Here is a 19,369-nt window from a genome sequence, read left to right on the forward strand (position 1 = left end):
GGTTCACCCGTTCGAGATTTCGACCAGCCGGTCAAGCACCTGCAAAGCGCGGCCGCTGTCGATGGCCTGCGCGGCGAGCGCAATGCCGTCGCCCAGCGTCGTCGCCTTGCCCGCAATCACCAGCCCGGCGCCGGCATTCATCAGCACGGTGTCGCGATAGGCGCCGGCAGCTCCCCCCAGCATATCGCGCAACGCGCTGGCGTTGTAGGCGGCGTCGCCGCCCCGGAGATCGTCCTTGGTATGGCGCTTCAGCCCGACCTCTTCGGGGGTCAGCGTGAAGCTGCGGATTTCGCCGCCAACCAGTTCGGCAACCTGCGTCTCACCGGTGGTGGTGATCTCGTCATAGCCATCGCCATGGGCGACCCAGGCATGTTCGGTGCCCAGCGCCTTCAGCGTCTCGGCCACCGGCATGACCCATTCCGGCAGGAACACGCCGACCATCTGCCGCTTGACGCTGGCCGGATTGGAGAGGGGCCCGAGCAGGTTGAAGATGGTGCGGGTGCCGAGCTCGACCCGGGTCGGGCCGACATGCTTCATCGCCGGATGGTGCGCGGGTGCGAACATGAAGCCGACGCCCGCCTCGTGGATGCAACGGCCGATGAACTCGGGCGAGAGGTCGATCTTGACGCCAAGCGCGACCAGGACATCGGCGGCGCCGGTCAGCGAGGACAGGCCGCGATTGCCGTGCTTGGCGACCGGGACGCCGCTGGCGGCAATGACGAAGGCCGAGGCTGTCGAAATGTTGACGCTATGGGAATTGTCGCCGCCGGTGCCGACGATATCGATCGCGCCTGGCGGCGCCTCGACGCGAAGCATCTTGGCGCGCATGGTGGCGACGGCACCGGAGATCTCACTCACCGTCTCGCCGCGCACGCGCAGCGCCATCAGGAAGCCGCCGATCTGCCCGGGGGTCGCGTCGCCTGACATGATGATGTCGAAAGCCTCGCGCGCTTCCTCGAAGGAAAGCGCGCTGCCGGTCGCGACCTTGGCGATATGGGTTTTCAGCGCGCTCATCTTGTCGAGGCTTGGGCGACGGCGGCCTGGTCGACGCGGACGTCGTACTGCGTCTGCAACTGCGCCACCAATTGGTCGAGCAGATCGTCCGACATGCCGGAGGTGAAGGATTTCTGCGCGTCCTCCGGTACCGAGCTGGCATCGGCCCCCGCTGGTTCGAACACTTCGGCGACCTTGAACAGGATCTGTCCGTCGCCGGTGGGCGAGGGGATCAACCCGGTGCCGCCTTCGCCGACGCCGAACATCACGGCAGCGCCTTCCTTGCCGAAGTCCGCATCGTCGGCTTCACGCTTCAGACCGCGCTTGGTCTGCTTCTCCAGCTTGAGCTCACCTGCGATGACGTCCAGCGTGGCGCCGGCCTTAAGCCGCTTTTCGAGTTCGTCCGCCTTGGCGGCGAGGCGCTTGGTGGTCTCGGCGGCGGTCCAGTCGGCGACGACTTTCTTGCGGACCTCATCAAGCGTCCGGTCGCGAGCCGGCGTGACCGAACCGACCTCATAGAAGACGAAGCCATTATCCGCCGTGGTCAGCCCGTCGTTTTCGGTGTTGGGTTCGGCATCGAAGACTGCCTTGATCAGCTCCGGCGATTCCGGCAGGTCCTTGACGATCGAACCGTCCGGCCTGAGACCTGAGCGATCGATGGCGTCGATGGTGATGTCCTTGAGCTTCAGCTTGGCCGCCGCGTCGGCCAGCGAACTGCCGGAGGCGCGGGTATCCTCGTAATTGTCGTGCACATCCAAAAGGATGCGGCTTGCCTCACCCAGCGCCAGGTCCTTGCGGATCTGGTCGGACACTTCTGCCAGCGGCTTCACCACTTCGGGCTTGATCTCGGTGACGCGCAACAGCACCGGACCGAAGGCGCCCTGGACGACCGGGCTGACCTCGTTCGCGTTGAGCGCAAAGGCCGCGTCGGCGACCGCCTTGTCGGCGATCTTGTCCTTGGCCAGCGTGCCGAGCAACGTGTCGGCCGGCGTCTTGCCTTCGGCCGCGACGAGCTTGTCGAAGGTGGCGCCCGCCTTGAGCGAATCAAGCGCGGCCTTGGCCGCGTCCGGCGTCTTGAACACGAGTTGCTCGATGGTGCGCATTTCGGGCGTCGTGTAGCGCGCCTTGTTCTTGTTGTAGTCGTCGCTGACCTGTTGGTCGGTGACCGCGGTCGTATCCATAATGTCCATCGGCTCGAGGCGGACATAGGAGAATTTGCGGTATTCAGGCGCGGCGTAGGTTTTCTTGTTGGCCTCGAAATAGGCCTGAAGCACGCTGTCACTCGGCGCCTCGACCGGCTCGACGAGCGCCTTTGGCAATGTCAGATAGTCGACCGTGCGGTCCTCGCCGCGGTAGAGCGCGACCGCCTTGAAGAAGGTGTCCGGCGCCTTGAGGCCGTCCGAAACCGCCTCGACGATCTGCTGGCGCACCGCCACCTGGGCGCGGTTCTTCAGATAATCCTCGGGCCGCATGCCGACCTCGCGCAGCATGTATTCGAACGTCCTTCTGTCGAACTGGCCGCCTGGGCCTTTGAAGGCCGGATCCTCGCGTGTCAGTTCCGCCAGCCTGTCCTTGGACAGGCCGAGCCCCAGTTTCCTTGCTTGTTCGTCGAGAACGGCGCCGGAAACGAGCTGAGCCAGGATCTGGTTGTCAATGCCGAGCCCCTTGGCCTGTTCGTGGGTCAGGCGCTGTCCGAACTGCTGCGACATGACGGCCAGCTGGCGATCGTAGGCGAGGCGGTATTCGTTGATCGACACCTTGGTGCCGCCGGCGGTTATCACCGAATCGTGGCCGGCAAAGCCGCCCATCAGGCGCCCGGAAATGCCCCAGGCGGCGAAACTGACCACCAGGAGCGAAAGCAGTGTCTTCGCGACCCAGGTGCCCGCCGCGCTTCTCAATGTACCAAGCATGGTTACTTCCGATTTATGCGCATTTTCGCATGCGCCGAGTCTGAAACAAGCGCAATAGCGCCCTTCCGGTCCACTGTCGATTGCTTTGTGGCCTGATTTTGGTAGTGAGGGCCAGAGCCAGATATTGCCCGGAGAAGCAGACCATGACGCCAGGAATTCGCCCGCTCGTCGCCGGCAACTGGAAAATGAACGGCACCAGTGCCTCGCTGAACGAACTCAGGATGATCGGCAACGGGTTCATGAGCGGGCTCGACGCGGAAACCGAAGCCCTGGTCTGCGTTCCCGCGACGCTGCTTTCCCATGCCGCGGAGATTCTGTCGCGCACGCCGGTCCACGCCGGCGGCGAGGACTGCCACGCCAAGGAAAGCGGCGCCTACACCGGCTGCATCTCGGCGGAGATGCTGAAGGATGCCGGCGCGAGCCATGTCATCGTCGGCCATTCCGAATGCCGCGAACAACGCGGCGAGGACGATGCGACGGTCCAGGCCAAGGCTACCGCCGCATGGCGCGCCGGGCTCGTGGCCATCGTTTGCATCGGCGAGACACAGAAGGAACGCGAGGCTGGAGCCACGCTGGAGGTGCTGTCGCGCCAGGTCGCCGGCTCGGTGCCGCCAAGCGCCACCCCGTCCAACACTGTCATTGCCTATGAGCCGGTATGGGCGATCGGCACCGGCCTGACGCCGACCGCGGCCGACGTTGCCGAAGCGCATGCGCATATCCGCGAAAAACTGGCGGAAAAGCTCGGCGCCGTAGCCGCCAAAATGCGCATTCTCTATGGCGGCTCGGTCAAGCCATCCAACGCCGTTGAACTGCTGGGTGTCAGGAATGTCGATGGCGCACTGGTCGGTGGCGCCAGTCTGAAAGCAGCGGATTTCCTTGCTATCGCGGAAGCCTATCGCAGCATTTCCGGATGAGATTTGCGATGATGGACGCGTCGCGGCGCGTCCAAATTCGTTGCAAAGGTGGCGTTGCTTCCCATATTCCGGCCACGGGCTTGGAAATGCCGTGAAAGCATTGTATTGAGCCGCCTCCAATTCACCGGTCGTGTTCGCGGCCGGGCAAGGCCTTGCCAGGATAAACTATGCAAACCGTACTGATCGTCATCCATCTCATGGTCGTGCTCGCCCTTGTCGGCGTGGTGCTGCTGCAGCGCTCCGAAGGCGGCGGCCTTGGCATTGGTGGCGGATCGGGCTTCATGACCGCGCGTGGCGCTGCCAACGCGCTGACCCGCGCGACGGCGATCCTGGCGGCCGCGTTCTTTGTCACATCGCTGACCTTGTCGATCATTGCCCGCTACGGCGAGAAGCCGATCGATATCCTCGACCGCGTTCCCGCGACATCGGGTGAGGCCGGCAAGGGCGTGCTCAACCAATTGCCCGGCACGACCACCCCTGCACCCGCCGGCAACGTCACGCCGACGCCGCCATCCGGCAACGATGCCGCGACGACGCCTCCGGCAACGGCTCCGGCCGCCGGCTCGACGCCGCCGGCAAGCAACGGCACCACCAACACCGCGCCGGCCGCCCCCCAGGTCCCGAACCAGTAGCTTCCGCTCGCTCCAAAGCGCGATCTGTGATCGTTTGAACACAGTCGCGGCAAATGCTGCGCCATCACGAAGATTCGACGGGTAGTGGTGCTGCCTCGCGCTTGAGGCATCCGCATTTATTCGACTATAGATTGCACGCGGCATTTTCGGTGTCCTTGGGGGACGCCGGGCGACGCCGTGGGCAACAAGCATTAAACGATCGGATCTTCGCCATGCAGCTTCGCAGCTTCATTTTCCTGGGACTTTGCGCCGCACTCGGCCTCAGTTCCCCGGCTTTCGCCGGCATGCCGGCCAATATGGCCGCCAATCAGTCGGTCGACAGGACCGACGCCATCAACATCGCAGTCAAGAGCGATGCGGCGCAGTTGAGGCTTCTCAAGAAGAAGAAAAACCCGACGCCGGACGATCTCGCCCAGATCAAGAAGATCGAAGCCAAGATCGTTGCCGACAAGGAAGACGCCAAGGCCAAGGCGCTTGAAGCCAGGAAACTGGCGTTGCGCGAAGCGGCCAAGGCCCGGGCCGAGGCCGCACGCCAGGACTTCCTGGCAAAAAGGGGCCAAAGTGCCTCTGCCACTGAAGTGGCCGAAGCCAATCCGGCCAAGAAGACCGTCAAGGTCATCGAGCCGATGGAACCGATCGCGCCGATCCAGTCGGCCGAGCCGCTCCCGGCTGAGGCCATGAACGTCGCATTGACCGGCAACAATGGCGAGTTGCGCAGCGAGGTCCTCGGCGGCCAGAAGCGGCCGAGCGGTGGTCTGTTCGCCGGCCTGTTCGGCGGGATCTCGTCATCCGGCTCCTCGATCAGCTATCTGCCCGAGACGCGCGCGCTCGACTCGGCGCTTGCCCAGAAGAACGCCAAGAAGCCGTTCAAGGTGAAGCCGGAATTCGTGCCTCAGGACGTCGAATTCACGGGCTATGATGCCGGCACCATCGTCATCGACACCAGTGCGCGCCGGCTCTATCTCGTCGAATCATCGAGCACCGCGCGTCGCTACGCCATCGCGGTCGGCCGTGAAGGCCTGCAGTTCAAGGGCACGGTCGCCGTCGGCGACAAGCAGGAGTGGCCGCGCTGGATCCCGACGCTGGACATGCAGAAGCGCGAGCCGAAGCACTACGCCCAGTACAAGGACGGCATGCCCGGCGGCGGCCAGAACCCGCTCGGCGCACGCGCCATCTATCTCTATGACGGCAAGAAGGACACGCATCTGCGTATCCACGGCACCATCGCGCCGCAGTCGATCGGAACCAGCGCCTCCAACGGCTGCTTCCGCATGATGAACGAGCACGTCATGGACCTTTACAGCCGCGTCAGGGTCGGTACCAGAGTCGTCATCATCTGACGTTTCCACCATCGTGCCGAAAGGGCCGGCTCAGCCGGCCCTTTTGTTTTGCCTTGATCACGACCAAGCCTGTTCGGTCGTGATCCCTGGACAAACCGAAACCGTTTGTCCGGACAAACCGAAACCGTTTGTCCGAGAAAACCGGATTCCACTTTTCGGGATCACGGTCTGAGCGCCTTTTTGGGAAAAAGCCTTCGCGGCGGTTTTTTCTCTGGCGGAATCAATCCGGCCGCGTTAAGCGATGACTCCCATGGCGCGATATGTATTCATCACAGGCGGCGTGGTTTCCTCACTTGGAAAAGGCATAGCCGCAGCGGCCCTTGGGGCTCTCCTGCAGGCGCGAGGCTATCGCGCACGCATCAAAAAACTCGACCCGTACCTCAATGTCGATCCAGGCACGATGTCGCCGTACCAGCACGGCGAGGTGTTCGTCACCGATGACGGTGCCGAGACCGATCTCGATCTTGGCCACTACGAGCGCTTCACCGGCCGCTCGGCCAATCAGCAGGACAACATCACCACCGGCCGCATCTACAAGAACATCATCGAGCGCGAGCGGCGCGGCGATTATCTCGGCGCAACCGTGCAGGTCATTCCGCATGTGACCGATGAGATCAAGAATTTCGTCCTCAACGGCAATGACGATTATGATTTCGTGCTGTGCGAGATCGGCGGCACGGTCGGCGACATCGAGGCGATGCCGTTCCTCGAGGCGATCCGCCAGCTCGGCAATGACCTGCCGCGCAACAACGCCGTCTACGTGCACCTGACCTTGATGCCCTATATTCCGACGGCGGGCGAGCTGAAGACAAAGCCGACCCAGCATTCGGTCAAGGAACTGCGCGGCATCGGAATCGCCCCCGACATCCTGCTGGTGCGCGCCGACCGCGCTATTCCCAAGGAAGAGCGCCGCAAGCTGTCGCTGTTCTGCAATGTCAGGGAAAGCGCCGTCATCCAGGCACTCGACGTGCCGCATATCTACGACGTGCCGATGGCCTATCACAAGGAAGGGCTCGATTCGGAAGTCCTGGCCGCTTTCGGCATCGATCCGGCACCGAAGCCGCGCATGGAACCCTGGCAGAAGGTGTCGGACCGCATCCACAATCCGGAAGGCGAGGTGACCATCGCCATCGTCGGCAAATACACCGGCCTCAAGGACGCCTACAAATCGCTGATCGAGGCACTCTCGCATGGCGGCCTGGCCAACCATGTCAAGGTCAAGCTCGACTGGATCGAGAGCGAGATTTTCGAAAAGGAAGATCCGACGCCGTGGCTGGAAAAGGTGCATGGCATCCTGGTTCCCGGCGGTTTCGGCGAGCGCGGTTCGGAAGGCAAGATCCTGGCGGCGAAGTTCGCGCGCGAACGCAAGGTGCCGTATTTCGGCATCTGCTTCGGCATGCAGATGGCCTGCATAGAGGCGGCGCGTTCGCTGGCCGGCGTGGAACATGCATCCTCGACCGAGTTTGGCCCGACCGAGGAACCGGTCGTCGGCCTGATGACCGAATGGCTGAAGGGCAACATGCTGGAGAAGCGCCGCGAAACCGGCGATCTCGGCGGCACGATGCGGCTCGGCGCCTATCAGGCCGAACTCGCCAAGGGCTCGAAGATCGCCGACATCTATGGCGACACGCAGATTTCCGAGCGCCACCGCCATCGCTACGAGGTCAATGTCGACTACAAGGAACGGCTCGAGGATTGCGGCCTGGTGTTTGCCGGCATGTCGCCGGACGGCGTGCTGCCGGAAACGGTCGAGTATCCCGACCATCCCTGGTTCATCGGCGTCCAGTATCACCCCGAGCTGAAGAGCCGGCCGCTCGATCCGCATCCGCTGTTCGCGAGCTTCATCGAGGCGGCGGTCGAGCAGTCGCGCCTCGTGTAGGCGCCGTCGAGCGAGACGCGCCTCATGCAGACCTATGTCGCGCTCCTCTACAGCATCATTCTGGGCGAGGGGCGCCGGGTCGTCATGTCGGACCTCAAGGCGATGGCGGAAGGCCTTGGCCTCAGGAATGTCCGCACACTGGTTGCGACCGGCAACCTTGTCTTCGAGAGCGACAAGACCTCGATCTCCGCACTTGAAAAGCGGCTGGAGGCGGCGTTCGAAAAGGCCTTCGGCCGCCACGTCGACATCATTGTCCGCAGCAGCGGAGATTGGCTGAAACTGGCAAGCCGCAATCCATTCCCGAGAGAATCGGTGGAAGCCGGCGATCAGGTCGCGGTGCGCGTGATGCGCAAGCCCGTGGCCGAAGATGCCCTATCGGGGCTTCAAGCCCATGCCGGGGAGGACGAGAAGGTGCTCCTGGTCGGCGGCGACATATGGCTGGTGTTCTCGCGGGAGCGGCCAAGCTCGCGGCTGCTTGCCGCCGCCAGTCACAAGCGCATGGGCATCGGCACGTCGCGCAACTGGAACACGGTGCGCAAGCTGGCCGAGATGGTTGGCAACAAGCAGTAGGCAGTAGGCAGTAGGCAGTAGGCAGTAGGCAGTAGGCAGTAGGCAGTAGGCAGTAGGGAAGCTGTTCTCTATTCCCTAGCTCCTACTGCCTACTCCCTGATTTTCAAGCCTTCGCCATCTTGGCGCCGGCACTCACGGCTGCGGTGCGCAGCACGTAATAGATGACGCCGGCGATCGCCACGCCGAAGAACCAGCCATAGACACCCCACCAGGACGGCAGCCAGTTGGTGAAGTTGGGCAGGATCGACGAGAAGAACGCGCCGATGCCGGCGGCGATGAAGGCGTTGACGTGCCAGCCGCCCTGGAAGCGGAATTCGCCATCTTCGCGATAGAGCGCCTCGACATCGACCTCGCCTTTGCGGATCAGGTAATAGTCGACCATCATGACGCCGAAGATCGGTCCCATCGTTGCGCCGATGACGTTGACGAAGGAGGCGGCACTGCCTTCCCACGGCGCGAAGGGGTAGAGCACAAGCGCGATCAGTGCTGCGATATAGCCGCCCTTCTTGAAGTCGATCTGCCTGGGAAAGACGTTGGAGAAGTCGAAGGCCGGCGAGACGAAGTTGGCCACGACGTTGATGCCGAGCGTCGCCACCGCGAAGGTCAAGGCGGCGAGAGCAGCCAGGAACCAACTGTCGAACTTTGCCGAGATCTGGTCGGGGTGCAGCAGCACCTCGTGATAGACGTCGTAGGCGGCAATGGTGGTAACGCCGGCGACCAGCGAGAACAGGATGAGATTGACCGGCAGGCCCCAGATGTTGCCCTTGCGCAGTGCAGCCTTGTCCGGCGCGTAGCGTGCGAAATCGCAGAAGTTGAGATAGAGCGCCGAGAAGTAGGTCACCCAGATCGCGGCGACCGCGAACAGCGAGGTCCACGAGCCCGGCTCACCGGGCACGCCGGCGTCCTTGGTCTTCTCCTTCAGCACATCCATCGGGATGTCGCTGGTGAAGGCGAAGGTTCCGGATTTGACGCAGAGATAGATCGCCAGGATCAGCATCATCACCCAGACCGCAGGCCCCGCCCAATCCTGGAAACGGCGCACCGTCTCCATGCCGCGCTGGATGATCAGCAGCTGTAGCGCCCAGATCACGACGAAGCAGATCACTTCCAGGCCGGAATGGCCGAGGAAATGCGTGTTGGCATTGAAATCGGCGAACCATTGCGAGCGGATCAGCAGCGCCACGATCGCGCCGGAAGCGGCGGCCGTTTGCGCGCCGTACCAGAAGCAGGCGACGATGGCGCGCACAAGTGCCGGTATGTTGGCGCCCCAGATGCCGAAGGAGGCGCGGGCCAGCACGGGGTAGGGCACGCCAGTCTTGACGCCGGCATAGCCGACCATGTTCATCAGCACGTAGATGATCAACGACCCGATGCCGATGGCGATGATGAAGTTGACGAAGCCGCCGCAGAACAAAAACAGGCTGGCGGCGAGATAATAACCCCACAGGCTGTGAACGTCCGACGTCCAGACGTTGAAGATCGAGAATGGTCCCCAGTTTCGAACCGTGGCCGGAGCGAGGTCCTCATTGTATAGGTCAGGCGATGCGCCCTGTATCGTCATTGCAATGTTCCCCTTTTGCAAAAACGCGCCCTCACGCGTTGACCGCAGAGGTTACGCCTGACGCAGGGGAACCGACAAGCAACCAATTTGCCGGCTTTGGCCTTAAAGATATTCAATGCGAACCGCGATTATCGAGGGATCGTAAAGGTGGGTCGCTGTTGAATACCAACGATCGGTGATTCGACTGTCCAATGCATGTCGCCGGCTTTGGGAGAACGACATGCATGCGCGACGCGCCTAGGTGATGGCCATCGCGCGCTTGTGGTCCTCGACTTCGGAAAGCAGCCAATCCTGAAACAGGCCGGTGCCCGGCTTGTTGCCGATGCTGCGACGCTGGTGCAGGTAGATGCCGGCCGGATAGGTGTGGCGGGCGCGAAACGGGGCGACAAGCTTGCCTTGCTGCAGAAAATCCTGCGCCATCATCGTGTCGGCAAGCGCGATGCCAGCGCCGTTGACCGCCTCGCGCATGATCAGCGTGCAATCGTCCAGGGTCGTGCTGGATTTCGGTGATGTCTCCAAAACGCCTTCCTGCTCCAGCCAACGCTTCCACCTCATGGTCTCGCATTCATGGATCAGATGGTGATTGACCAGATCGGCGGGTGATCGCAGCGGCACCGGCCCTTCGAGCAGCGAGGGCGCGCAGACCGGCGTCAGCAGCAGCGGGATCAGCAGCGTCAAGGCCGGGCCGGCCTTGTAGACGAATTCGTCGACGATGGCCAAATCGAAGTTGGCCCGCTTGCCCGAACTCGAAATCTCCAGATCGACGGACGGATGCAGCCGGCGAAAATTCGGCAGCCGGTCCGCCAGCCAAAGATTGAGAACAGCCGGCACGCACAAGACCCGGACACGCTGGGTCCGGCCGTGGCTCGGGCCATCGGAGAAACTGACATCGTCGGTGGCGCGCCAGATGGCCTCGAATGCTTCCGAGAGGCTGCGCGCATAGTAGGAGCCCCTGATGGTCGGCGTGATCTGGCGAAAGCCGCGTTCGAACAGATCCTGGCCAAGATTCCTTTCAAGTGCACGGATGTGGCGGCTGACGGCAGAGGGCGTCAGGTGCAGTTCTTCGGCTGCGTCCTTGACGCTGCCGAGACGTGCGGCGGCCTCGAAGGCGCGCATGCCATTGAGTGAAGGTAAGGCCATTGCCCGATCATGAATTGTCAGTTGAGTTTTTGTCAATCGACATGGACAAAATTGGCGTTTGATCACCAGGGTCCTTCGGGGATACCCAGAAGGCAAGAGCGACCAAGTCGCCATCAGAAAACGATTATTTGGGGCCTCAGTGGCAGAGACCGGCCTGATCGGTTTCCACCGCTGGCAGGCGAAGCTTTGCGCAAAGGGGCGCTGAGGCCGGGCCAAAATGGGAGAATGACTGCTTATGCCTCAATCGCCAGTGCCGGTCTTTGAAGCGGCCGACGAGATTTCGGCTGAAGCCGCTGTCGTCGTGATCCTGCAAACGGCCAAGACAGGCTTTGGTCCACGGGCAGCGGCGCTGGATGTCGAGTTAAGCGGGATTTTGTCCCGTGCCTGCTCCGACCCGGACGCTTTGGCCGAGTCTGGCACCTGCATCGATGTGATCGCTCCCCAGACTGTATCGGCCCGGCGCGTCATCGTTCTCGCTTTGGGCAAGACTGAGGCTTTAACCGCGCTGTCACTGGCGCGTGCCGGCGGTTTGCTGGCCGCGCATCTCGAAGGCAAGAGCGAGTGCGCGGCTACCTTGCTCCTGGACCCGATCGCCGGTGTCGACCTGCCAGGCGCGGACATCCTGGCGCGCGTGGCGCTCGGCATGCGGCTGCGGCGCTATCGCTTCGACATGCGCAACCAACGCCAGGGTGCCGGCGCGGATAGAACCCTGCGTGTGCAACTGGTCGGCGCAAGCGGCGCCGATCTAGCCCCGGCGCTGGCACGGATCAACGCCATTGCCGACGGCGTCGAATATGCGCGCACGCTGGTCAACCTGCCGCCGAACCATCTCCATCCCGACAATTTCCACGATCACCTGGAGCCGCTGCGCGAAGCCGGCATCGACGTCGAGATCCTCGATACGACAAAGCTCGGGGAACTCGGCATGAATGCGATCCTGGCTGTCGGGTCAGGGTCGGTACGGCCGCCGCGCGTTGCTGTCCTGCGCTATCGCGGCAAGGGTGCTCCTGCGCAGCCCATGGCTTTCGTCGGCAAGGGCGTATGCTTCGACTCCGGCGGGCTCTGCATCAAGCGCGGCGAGCAGATGTTCGACATGAAGGCCGACATGGGTGGCGCGGCCGCTGTTGTCGGCCTGCTGATAGCGCTGGCCCGGCAAGGCAGCCCTGTGCATGCTGTCGGCATTCTGGGCATTGCCGAGAACATGCCGTCCGGCACCGCGCTGAAGCCGCGCGACATCATCACGACGGCTTCAGGACAGACCGTGGAAGTGTTCGACACGGATGCGGAAGGGCGCCTGATCCTGGCCGACTGCCTTTACTATGCGGCTTCGCGCTTCAACCCCTCGGTGATCGTCGATCTGGCGACGCTGACCTATTCGGTGATGCGCGGCCTCGGATCGATATTCGCCGGTCTGTTCAGCACCGACAATGCCATCGCGACGCAGATGATCGCGGCCGGAGAAACGGTCGGCGAGCGCTTCTGGCGGTTGCCGCTCGACCGGGCCTACGATGAGGGGCTGCAGTCGCCATTCGCCGATCTCCGGCACCACGCCAAGGACATGGAAGATGGCGACGCGCCCTATGCGGCGGCGTTCCTGCGCCACTTCACCGAGGATCGGCCCTGGGTGCATCTCGACATAGCCGGCAAGGAAATGGCCGACAAGGATCAACCGCTCGGCCGGGAAGGCGCCACGGCGTTCGGCGTGCAGATGCTGGAAGAATGGGTCCAGGCCAACCGCAAGGTGAACTAGGCGCCCACGGACAACGACAAGATGCCTTCAAACGTGCAAGGAGCCGGGATGTCGTCTGAGATCAGTAGTAGGGAAGGGCTGGCCGCCTTCGGCAGCTACGAAACCTGGTATCGAATCTCCGGCGAACTGGATGCCGACAAGGCCCCAATCGTGATCCTGCACGGCGGTCCGGGTGTCGCCCACAATTATGTCGATGCCTACAAGCTTCTTGCCCGAAGAGATCGCGCCGTCATCCACTACGACCAATTGGGTTGCGGCAATTCGACTTTGCTGCCCGAGAAGGGCGCCGACTTCTGGACGCCCCGGCTCTTCATCGACGAGCTTGAAAACCTGGTCGACCATCTCGGCATTCGCGCCGGCTTCCATGTCCTTGGCCAGAGCTGGGGCGGCATGCTGGGCGCCGAATATGCGGTGACGCGGCCGAAGGGTCTGAAGTCGCTGACCATCGCCAACTCGCCGGCTTCTATGAAGCTGTGGGTCGAAGAGGCCAACCGGTTGCGCGCCGACCTGCCCGGGGATGTCCAGGAAACACTGACCCGCCACGAGCAGGCCGGCACGACGGACGATCCGGCCTACCAGGCGGCGACGATGGTGTTCTACGAACGGCATGTCTGCCGGGTGGTGCCTTTCCCGCCCGAGGTAGCCGAGACCTTCGCCCAGGTCGTGCGCAATCCGACGGTCTATCATGTGATGAACGGGCCCAACGAGTTCCATGTCATCGGAACCCTGAAGAGCTGGAGCATCATCGATCGCCTGCCGGCCGTCGATGTTCCGACGCTGATCATCTCCGGACGCCATGACGAGGCCACGCCCGCGACCGTGCAGCCCTACAAGGACGGCATCAAGGGATCGCGCTGGGAGATATTCGAGCATTCCAGCCATATGCCGCATGTCGAAGAGCAGGACCTGTGCATGCGGGTGGTGGGAGACTTCCTGGACGACAACGACAACAGAGAAAAGGGGAACTAAGCATGAAGAAACTGCTTCTGGCGGCGTCAGCCGTGGCATTGCTGGCCGGCACCTGGCTGGCCCCGGCGCAGGCCGAATATCTCAAAGAGCACCGAGGCGGCACCATTCGCCTTCTAGCCCGCTCAGCGGCGGGAACGCTCGATCCGCACATCAACTACACCGACCAGGGCTGGCAGATGTACCAGCCGATCTATGACGGACTGGTCGCTTTCCGCAAAGCCGAGGGCATGGACGGCTTCACCATCGTGCCTGACCTCGCCGAGGCGCTGCCGCAGGTCAGCAATGACGGCAAGACCTTCACCTTCAAGCTGCGCAAGGGCATCAAGTTCTCCGACGGCCATGATCTCAGCGTCAAGGACGTCGTCGCCTCCTTCCAGCGCATCTTCAAGGTTTCCGGGCCGACCTCCGGTACTTTCTATGCCGGCATCGTCGGCGCCGACAAATGCCTGGCCGACACCAAGAGCTGCACGCTGGAAGGCGGCGTTGTCGGGGATGAGGCCGCCGGCACAGTCACCCTCAACCTCACCAAGCCTGACGCCGAGATCCTCTACAAGCTCGCCTTGCCGCACGCCGTGGTGCTGCCGGCGGACACGCCCGCAGAAGACATGGGCTCCAAGCCCATTCCCAGCACCGGCGCTTACATGATCTCCGCCTTCGACCCCAACAAGGGCATGACGGTGTCGCGCAACCCCAATTTCAAGCAGTGGAGCGAGGACGCGCAGCCGGACGGCTATCCGGATGTCGTCCAATATGATTTCGGCCTGTCCGAGGAAGCGGCCGTCTCGGCGATCCAGAACGGCGAAGCGGACTGGATGTTCGACGCTCTGCCGAGCGATCGCCTCGGCGAACTTGGCAGCAAGTCCATGGACCAGCTGCACATCTCGCCGCTTTCAGCGTGGTGGTATGCACCGCTGAACAACCGTCTCGCTCCATTCGACAACGAAAAGGCGCGCCAGGCCGTTGCCTATGCGATCGACCGCAACACGCTGGTCAAGCTGTTCGGCGGCAAGGTGCTGGCTTCGCCGGTCTGCCAGGTCCTGCCGCCGGACTTCCCCGGCCATGAAGATTACTGCCCCTTCACCAAGAACCCTGGCGCCAAATGGTCGGCGCCCGATCTCGACAAGGCAAAGCAACTCGTCGAGGAATCCGGCACCAAGGGCCAGAAGGTGACCATCATCGCCGAAGACACCGCCATCTCACGCTCCATCGGCGTCTATCTGCAGAGCGTGCTGACCACCATCGGCTATGTCGCCGACGTCAAGCCGATCTCGTCCAACATCCAGTTCACCTACATCCAGAACACCAACAACAAAGTGCAGATGTCCATTACCCAGTGGTACAAGGACTATCCGGCGGCTTCCGACTTCCTCAACATCCTGTTCTCCTGCGCTTCCTTCCGTGAAGGGTCGGACGCTTCGATCAACATCGCCGGCTTCTGCGACAAGGATATCGACGCAAAGATGCAGAAGGCGCTCGATCTCGGCGTGACCGACCAGAAGGCCGCAGACAAGATGTGGGCCGAGATCGACAGGCAGGTCACGGACAAGGCGCCGGCTGTGGGCCTGTTCACGCCGAAGCGGCTTGACTTCGTCAGCAAGCGCTTGGGCAATTTCAAGTTCAACCGGCAGTTCAACTGGATGATCACCCAATCCTGGGTGCAGTGATGGCCTGGGTGCAGTAACGAACTGCGGAGAGGGGCGCGTCCGTGTCGAACCAAGTCGCTGCCATGCCGCGCAAGACGCGAGGGCCCTGGGCTGTCGCGTTTGCGAAGCTGGCAAGGAACAGGGCCGCCATGGCGTCCCTGGCCGTGTTCCTCCTTATTGTCGTGGCTTGCGTCAGTGCGCCTCTCTACGCGCACTGGGCGCAAGTCGACCCTTTCGCCTCGACGCTCGACGCCGTCATCCAGATCGATGGCGCCGACGTCGCGGTGATGGAGCCGTCGACGGAGGGGCTCGGGCTTGGCTACACGCCGCTCGGCCCGACCTGGCGGCTCGGCAACTACTTCCTCGGCGCCGACAGCCAGGGACGCGACGTCATGGCAAGAATGCTCTATGGCGGACTGATCTCGTTGCTGATTTCCGGCGCCGCGACCATCTTCACCTTGATCCTCGGCACGTCGGCGGGACTGATCGCCGGCTATTTCGGCGGCATCACCGATACGGTGCTGTCGCGCCTCCTGGATGTGCTGTGGGCCTTCCCGATCTATCTCCTGGCGATTTCGCTTTCCATCGTCACCATCGCGCAAGGCATTTCGATCGGGCCGATCGAGATCGAGTCCGGCAGCCTGTGGCTGCCGGTCATCATCATCGGCATCGTCTACGTGCCTTATGTGGCACGCCCGATACGCGGGCAGGTCCTGTCGCTGCGCCGCAGCGAATTTGTCCACGCCGCGGTCAATCTGGGCGTGCCGGGATGGCGCATCCTGTGGCGCGACATCCTGCCCAACATCACCACCACGCTCATCGTCTTCGTGCCGCTGATGATGGCGCTGAACATGCTGACGGAATCAGCGCTCTCCTTCCTGTCGATCGGCGTGCAGCCGCCGGCGGCGAGCTGGGGCACCATCATCCAGGACGGACAGGCATTGCTCTATACGCGGCCGATTGTGGCGCTGGCGCCAGGCCTAGCGATCGCCGTGTCTGTCATGGCGCTCAACGTCTTCGGTGACGGCCTGCGCGACGCGCTCGACCCACGCTCCAAGGTTCGGCTGGGGCGCGACTGATGATCTACGCGATCCTGCGCCGCTTCGGTCAGATGCTGTTCGTGATGTTCGGCATCTCGGTCATCGTCTTCCTGATCTTCTTCGCGACGCCGGGCGCCGATCCGGCGGCGCGCATCGCCGGCCGCAACGCGTCGCCCGAAGTGCTGGAGGCGGTGCGCCACAGCTTCGGCTTCGACCGGCCGCTCTACGTCCAATACGTGACGATGATGGAGAAGATCTTCGTCACCGGTGATCTGACCTCGTTCGTCAATCGCGGCTGGAAGGTGGTGCCGGCCGTGCTGGATTCGATCCCGGTCACGCTGTCGCTGGTGTTCGGGGCGGCGATCCTGTGGGTGGTGGTGTCCATCATCATCGGCATCGTTGCCGCCGCCACGCGCGACAGCTGGCTGGACAAGATTCTGATGGCGCTGGGACTGCTCGGCATTTCCATGCCGGTCTATTGGCTGGGCGAGGTGATGAACCTGATCACTCAGAGCCGTTATCACGACAGCTGGCTGTTTTCCTGGGTGCCGCCGCTCGGCTACAAGAATTTCTCGGACGATCCAAAGGGCTGGTTCCTGACGCTGGTCATTCCGTGGATCACGCTGGCCATCCTCTACATCGGCATCTACGGACGCGTGCTGCGGGCTGCGATCATCGAATCCCTGCAGGAAGACTATATCCGCACGGCCCGCGCCAAGGGCCTGTCGGAAACCCGCATCCTGCTGCGCCACGCACTGCGCACATCGCTCATCGCCTTCATCACCCTGTTCGGCCTCGATTTCGGCGCGCTGGTGGGTGGCTCCGCCTTGCTGACGGAGGTGGTGTTCGGGCTGCACGGCATCGGCAAACTCACCTATGACGCGCTGCAGAATCTCGATCTGCCGATGATCATGGCAACGGTGATGTATGCGTCCATGTTCGTGGTCATCGCCAATGCGGTGGTCGATTTCGTCTACATCCTTCTCGATCCGCGCCTGAGGACGTCATGATACTGTCGGTGCGTGACCTCAGAGTATCCTTCCGGACCGATGACGGGCTGGTGCGGGCCATCGACGGCGTTTCCTTCGATCTTGGGGAAAGCGAGATTCTCGGCGTCGTCGGCGAATCCGGTTCCGGCAAGACCGTATCGCTGCTGGCCGTGATGGGCCTCATCACCGACCCCAATGCCGTCATCGAGGGCTCGATCCGTTACAAGGGCCGCGAGTTGGTGGGACTGCCGGCGCGTGAACTCCGGCGCCTGCGCGGCAACGAGATCGCGATGATCTTCCAGGATCCGATGACGGCGCTGACGCCGGTCTACACGATCGGCTGGCAGATCGCCGAGCAGATCCGCGCACATCGAAACATCAGCAAATCCAAAGCGATGGAGCGCGTCGAGGAACTGCTGGCCGAGGTGAACTTTCCCAACCCGCACGAGGCGATGTCGCGCTACCCGCACCAGCTCTCCGGTGGCATGCGCCAGCGGGCGGTGATTGCAATGGCGCTGTCGTGTAATCCGGCCCTGCTGGTGGCGGACGAGCCGACCACCGCACTCGACGTGACGGTGCAGGCCGGCATTCTCGATCTCGTGCGCAAATTGCGCGCGACGCACAAGTCGGCGGTGGTCTTCATCACGCATGACATGGGCGTGGTCTCCGAACTCGCCGACCGCGTCATGGTCATGTATGCCGGCCGCGTGGTGGAACGCGGCAGCCGCATGGAGCTGTTTTCCGATCCGCGCCACCCCTATACGCGCGCGCTGCTCGGTTCGATCCCGCCGCTGACCGGTGAAAAACCGCGTCGCCTGCCGGCCATTCCCGGCTCGCCGCCGTCGCTGCTGCGCTTGCCGCAGGGCTGCGCTTTCAGTCCGCGTTGCCCCGTCCACTACGAATCCTGCGAGACCGGCAAGCCCAACCTCGGGGCTGGACCCCACGCCGCCGCATGCTTCCGGGTGGCGCAGGCATGAGCGGATCGATGACCGAGAAAGAACCGATAACCGGCAAAGAACCGATGACCGAGAAGGAACCGATAACCGACAGGGATCAGCCAATCCTCGAGACGCGCTCGCTGGCAAAGCGCTTCTCGATCGGCACCCGATTTTCGGCGGAAGGCAGACGAACCGTCCATGCGGTCGACGATGTTTCGCTGACGGTGCGGCGCGGCGAGACTGTCGGGCTGGTCGGCGAATCCGGATGCGGCAAGTCCACGCTGGCGCGCTGCCTGGTAAGGCTCTACGACATCACGGACGGCACGCTTCTGTTCGAAGGTGACGACATCACCTCCAAGTCGCTCTCCGAACTCAGGCCGCTGCGGCGGCGCCTGCAAATGGTCTTCCAGGACCCGTCGGCCTCGCTCAATCCGCGCCGTCGTGTCGGCGACCTGGTGGCCGAGCCGCTGCGCATCCACGGCAAGCTTTCGTCTCGTGACATCAGCGCGCGGGTTGCCGAACTGTTCGACCTCGTCGGGCTGTTGCCGGATCACGTCATGCGGTTCCCGCACGAATTTTCCGGCGGGCAGCGCCAGCGTGTCGGCATTGCGCGGGCGATTGCCCTCAACCCCGATCTGGTCGTGCTGGATGAACCCGTCTCCGCGCTCGACGTGTCGGTGCAGGCGCAGATCGTCAACCTGCTTGCCGACCTGCAGGAGAAGCTCAACCTCACCTATATCTTCATCGCCCATGACCTGTCGGTGGTGCGCCAGGTGTCGACCCGCATCGCGGTCATGTATCTCGGCTCGATCGTCGAGGAAGGTCCGGCGGAAGAGGTGTTCGCAACGCCTGCCCATCCCTACAGCCAGGCGCTGATTTCGGCTGTTCCCGTCGTGGAGACGACGCCCAGCGGGACGCGCAAGCGCATCATCCTGACCGGCGACGTGCCGAGCCCGCTCAAGCCACCATCCGGGTGCCGTTTCCACCCGCGATGCCCGATCGCGGCGGAGCGTTGCCGCACCGAGCGGCCGGAGTTGAGGGAATATCGACCGGGCCGAAAGGTAGCCTGCCACTTTCCGACGGTATAACCGGCCGCCCATC

Annotated in this window: 16 protein-coding genes; 12 read left to right on the top strand and 4 right to left on the bottom strand. The window is 63.1% G+C overall.

Features of this window, described 5'->3' with window-relative positions:
* Positions 1-3: 3 nt before the first annotated feature.
* Together trpD and AC0NIH_RS19735 are read right to left on the bottom strand one after the other, a co-directional pair.
* On the bottom strand, positions 4-1,014 hold the full coding sequence (trpD, locus tag AC0NIH_RS19730; protein ID WP_140569511.1) for an anthranilate phosphoribosyltransferase: 1,011 nt from the start codon (positions 1,012-1,014) through the stop codon (positions 4-6).
* Positions 1,011-2,903, bottom strand: coding sequence for a peptidyl-prolyl cis-trans isomerase (locus AC0NIH_RS19735; RefSeq protein ID WP_473460310.1), 1,893 nt, complete (start codon positions 2,901-2,903; stop codon positions 1,011-1,013). The genes trpD and AC0NIH_RS19735 overlap by 4 nt, the downstream gene beginning before the upstream one ends.
* 143 nt (positions 2,904-3,046) lie before the next feature.
* Here AC0NIH_RS19735 and tpiA point away from each other — a divergent pair, with 143 nt between their 5' ends.
* From tpiA to AC0NIH_RS19760, 5 genes are all read left to right on the top strand, one after another.
* Positions 3,047-3,817, top strand: a complete 771-nt coding sequence (gene tpiA / locus AC0NIH_RS19740) for a triose-phosphate isomerase (RefSeq protein WP_352690270.1) — start codon at positions 3,047-3,049, stop codon at positions 3,815-3,817.
* Between the two features lie 167 nt (positions 3,818-3,984).
* Positions 3,985-4,449, top strand: a complete 465-nt coding sequence (gene secG / locus AC0NIH_RS19745; RefSeq protein ID WP_473460309.1) for a preprotein translocase subunit SecG — start codon at positions 3,985-3,987, stop codon at positions 4,447-4,449.
* Positions 4,450-4,661: 212 nt separating this feature from the next.
* The gene (locus AC0NIH_RS19750) at positions 4,662-5,789 is read left to right on the top strand and encodes a L,D-transpeptidase (protein WP_473460307.1); all 1,128 of its coding nucleotides are present in this window, start codon (positions 4,662-4,664) and stop codon (positions 5,787-5,789) included.
* A 241-nt stretch (positions 5,790-6,030) separates the two neighbouring features.
* The gene (locus AC0NIH_RS19755) at positions 6,031-7,668 is read left to right on the top strand and encodes a CTP synthase (protein WP_013895397.1); all 1,638 of its coding nucleotides are present in this window, start codon (positions 6,031-6,033) and stop codon (positions 7,666-7,668) included.
* Positions 7,669-7,692: 24 nt separating this feature from the next.
* The gene (locus AC0NIH_RS19760) at positions 7,693-8,238 is read left to right on the top strand and encodes a DUF1697 domain-containing protein (RefSeq protein WP_473460305.1); all 546 of its coding nucleotides are present in this window, start codon (positions 7,693-7,695) and stop codon (positions 8,236-8,238) included.
* A 103-nt stretch (positions 8,239-8,341) separates the two neighbouring features.
* Here AC0NIH_RS19760 and AC0NIH_RS19765 read toward each other — a convergent pair whose 3' ends face one another.
* Positions 8,342-9,799: an NCS1 family nucleobase:cation symporter-1 gene (locus tag AC0NIH_RS19765; RefSeq protein ID WP_013895399.1), complete on the bottom strand. Its 1,458-nt coding sequence runs from the start codon at positions 9,797-9,799 to the stop codon at positions 8,342-8,344.
* A gap of 237 nt (positions 9,800-10,036) precedes the next feature.
* Positions 10,037-10,939, bottom strand: coding sequence for a LysR substrate-binding domain-containing protein (locus AC0NIH_RS19770; RefSeq protein WP_023764951.1), 903 nt, complete (start codon positions 10,937-10,939; stop codon positions 10,037-10,039).
* 235 nt (positions 10,940-11,174) lie between these two features.
* Here AC0NIH_RS19770 and AC0NIH_RS19775 point away from each other — a divergent pair, with 235 nt between their 5' ends.
* From AC0NIH_RS19775 to AC0NIH_RS19805, 7 genes are read left to right on the top strand one after another with little or no spacing between them, the layout of a single operon-like run.
* The gene (locus AC0NIH_RS19775) at positions 11,175-12,689 is read left to right on the top strand and encodes a leucyl aminopeptidase (protein ID WP_473460302.1); all 1,515 of its coding nucleotides are present in this window, start codon (positions 11,175-11,177) and stop codon (positions 12,687-12,689) included.
* Positions 12,690-12,737: 48 nt separating this feature from the next.
* Complete coding sequence (locus AC0NIH_RS19780; protein WP_473460300.1) at positions 12,738-13,658, top strand: proline iminopeptidase-family hydrolase; 921 nt, start codon at positions 12,738-12,740, stop codon at positions 13,656-13,658.
* 2 nt (positions 13,659-13,660) lie between these two features.
* Entirely contained in the window at positions 13,661-15,322 is a 1,662-nt protein-coding gene (locus AC0NIH_RS19785) for an ABC transporter substrate-binding protein (protein WP_473460298.1), read from the top strand.
* Between the two features lie 41 nt (positions 15,323-15,363).
* Positions 15,364-16,380, top strand: coding sequence for an ABC transporter permease (locus AC0NIH_RS19790; RefSeq protein WP_473460296.1), 1,017 nt, complete (start codon positions 15,364-15,366; stop codon positions 16,378-16,380).
* Positions 16,380-17,351 (top strand): ABC transporter permease, encoded by a 972-nt coding sequence (locus AC0NIH_RS19795; protein ID WP_473460294.1) that lies wholly within the window; start codon positions 16,380-16,382, stop codon positions 17,349-17,351. The genes AC0NIH_RS19790 and AC0NIH_RS19795 overlap by 1 nt, the downstream gene beginning before the upstream one ends.
* Positions 17,348-18,307 carry an ABC transporter ATP-binding protein gene (locus tag AC0NIH_RS19800; protein ID WP_473460292.1) on the top strand — a complete coding sequence of 320 codons (960 nt, stop codon included), beginning with the start codon at positions 17,348-17,350 and terminating at the stop codon, positions 18,305-18,307. Before AC0NIH_RS19795 ends, AC0NIH_RS19800 begins: the two co-directional genes overlap by 4 nt.
* Before the next feature lie 44 nt (positions 18,308-18,351).
* Complete coding sequence (locus AC0NIH_RS19805; RefSeq protein ID WP_473460683.1) at positions 18,352-19,356, top strand: ABC transporter ATP-binding protein; 1,005 nt, start codon at positions 18,352-18,354, stop codon at positions 19,354-19,356.
* The last annotated feature ends 13 nt before the right edge of the window (positions 19,357-19,369 follow it).

The organism is Mesorhizobium sp. WSM1386 (assembly GCF_055901595.1).

What these genes read in the sequence shown, in the direction of transcription:
- AC0NIH_RS19765 (WP_013895399.1), bottom strand. Translation starts at nt 9,799, where the DNA reads ATGACGATACAGGGCGCATCGCCTGACCTATACAATGAGGACCTCGCT.
- secG (WP_473460309.1), top strand. Translation starts at nt 3,985, where the DNA reads ATGCAAACCGTACTGATCGTCATCCATCTCATGGTCGTGCTCGCCCTT.
- AC0NIH_RS19770 (WP_023764951.1), bottom strand. Translation starts at nt 10,939, where the DNA reads ATGGCCTTACCTTCACTCAATGGCATGCGCGCCTTCGAGGCCGCCGCA.
- tpiA (WP_352690270.1), top strand. Translation starts at nt 3,047, where the DNA reads ATGACGCCAGGAATTCGCCCGCTCGTCGCCGGCAACTGGAAAATGAAC.
- AC0NIH_RS19800 (WP_473460292.1), top strand. Translation starts at nt 17,348, where the DNA reads ATGATACTGTCGGTGCGTGACCTCAGAGTATCCTTCCGGACCGATGAC.
- AC0NIH_RS19805 (WP_473460683.1), top strand. Translation starts at nt 18,352, where the DNA reads ATGACCGAGAAGGAACCGATAACCGACAGGGATCAGCCAATCCTCGAG.
- AC0NIH_RS19780 (WP_473460300.1), top strand. Translation starts at nt 12,738, where the DNA reads ATGTCGTCTGAGATCAGTAGTAGGGAAGGGCTGGCCGCCTTCGGCAGC.
- AC0NIH_RS19735 (WP_473460310.1), bottom strand. Translation starts at nt 2,903, where the DNA reads ATGCTTGGTACATTGAGAAGCGCGGCGGGCACCTGGGTCGCGAAGACA.
- AC0NIH_RS19795 (WP_473460294.1), top strand. Translation starts at nt 16,380, where the DNA reads ATGATCTACGCGATCCTGCGCCGCTTCGGTCAGATGCTGTTCGTGATG.
- AC0NIH_RS19760 (WP_473460305.1), top strand. Translation starts at nt 7,693, where the DNA reads ATGCAGACCTATGTCGCGCTCCTCTACAGCATCATTCTGGGCGAGGGG.
- AC0NIH_RS19755 (WP_013895397.1), top strand. Translation starts at nt 6,031, where the DNA reads ATGACTCCCATGGCGCGATATGTATTCATCACAGGCGGCGTGGTTTCC.
- AC0NIH_RS19775 (WP_473460302.1), top strand. Translation starts at nt 11,175, where the DNA reads ATGCCTCAATCGCCAGTGCCGGTCTTTGAAGCGGCCGACGAGATTTCG.
- AC0NIH_RS19750 (WP_473460307.1), top strand. Translation starts at nt 4,662, where the DNA reads ATGCAGCTTCGCAGCTTCATTTTCCTGGGACTTTGCGCCGCACTCGGC.
- AC0NIH_RS19785 (WP_473460298.1), top strand. Translation starts at nt 13,661, where the DNA reads ATGAAGAAACTGCTTCTGGCGGCGTCAGCCGTGGCATTGCTGGCCGGC.
- trpD (WP_140569511.1), bottom strand. Translation starts at nt 1,014, where the DNA reads ATGAGCGCGCTGAAAACCCATATCGCCAAGGTCGCGACCGGCAGCGCG.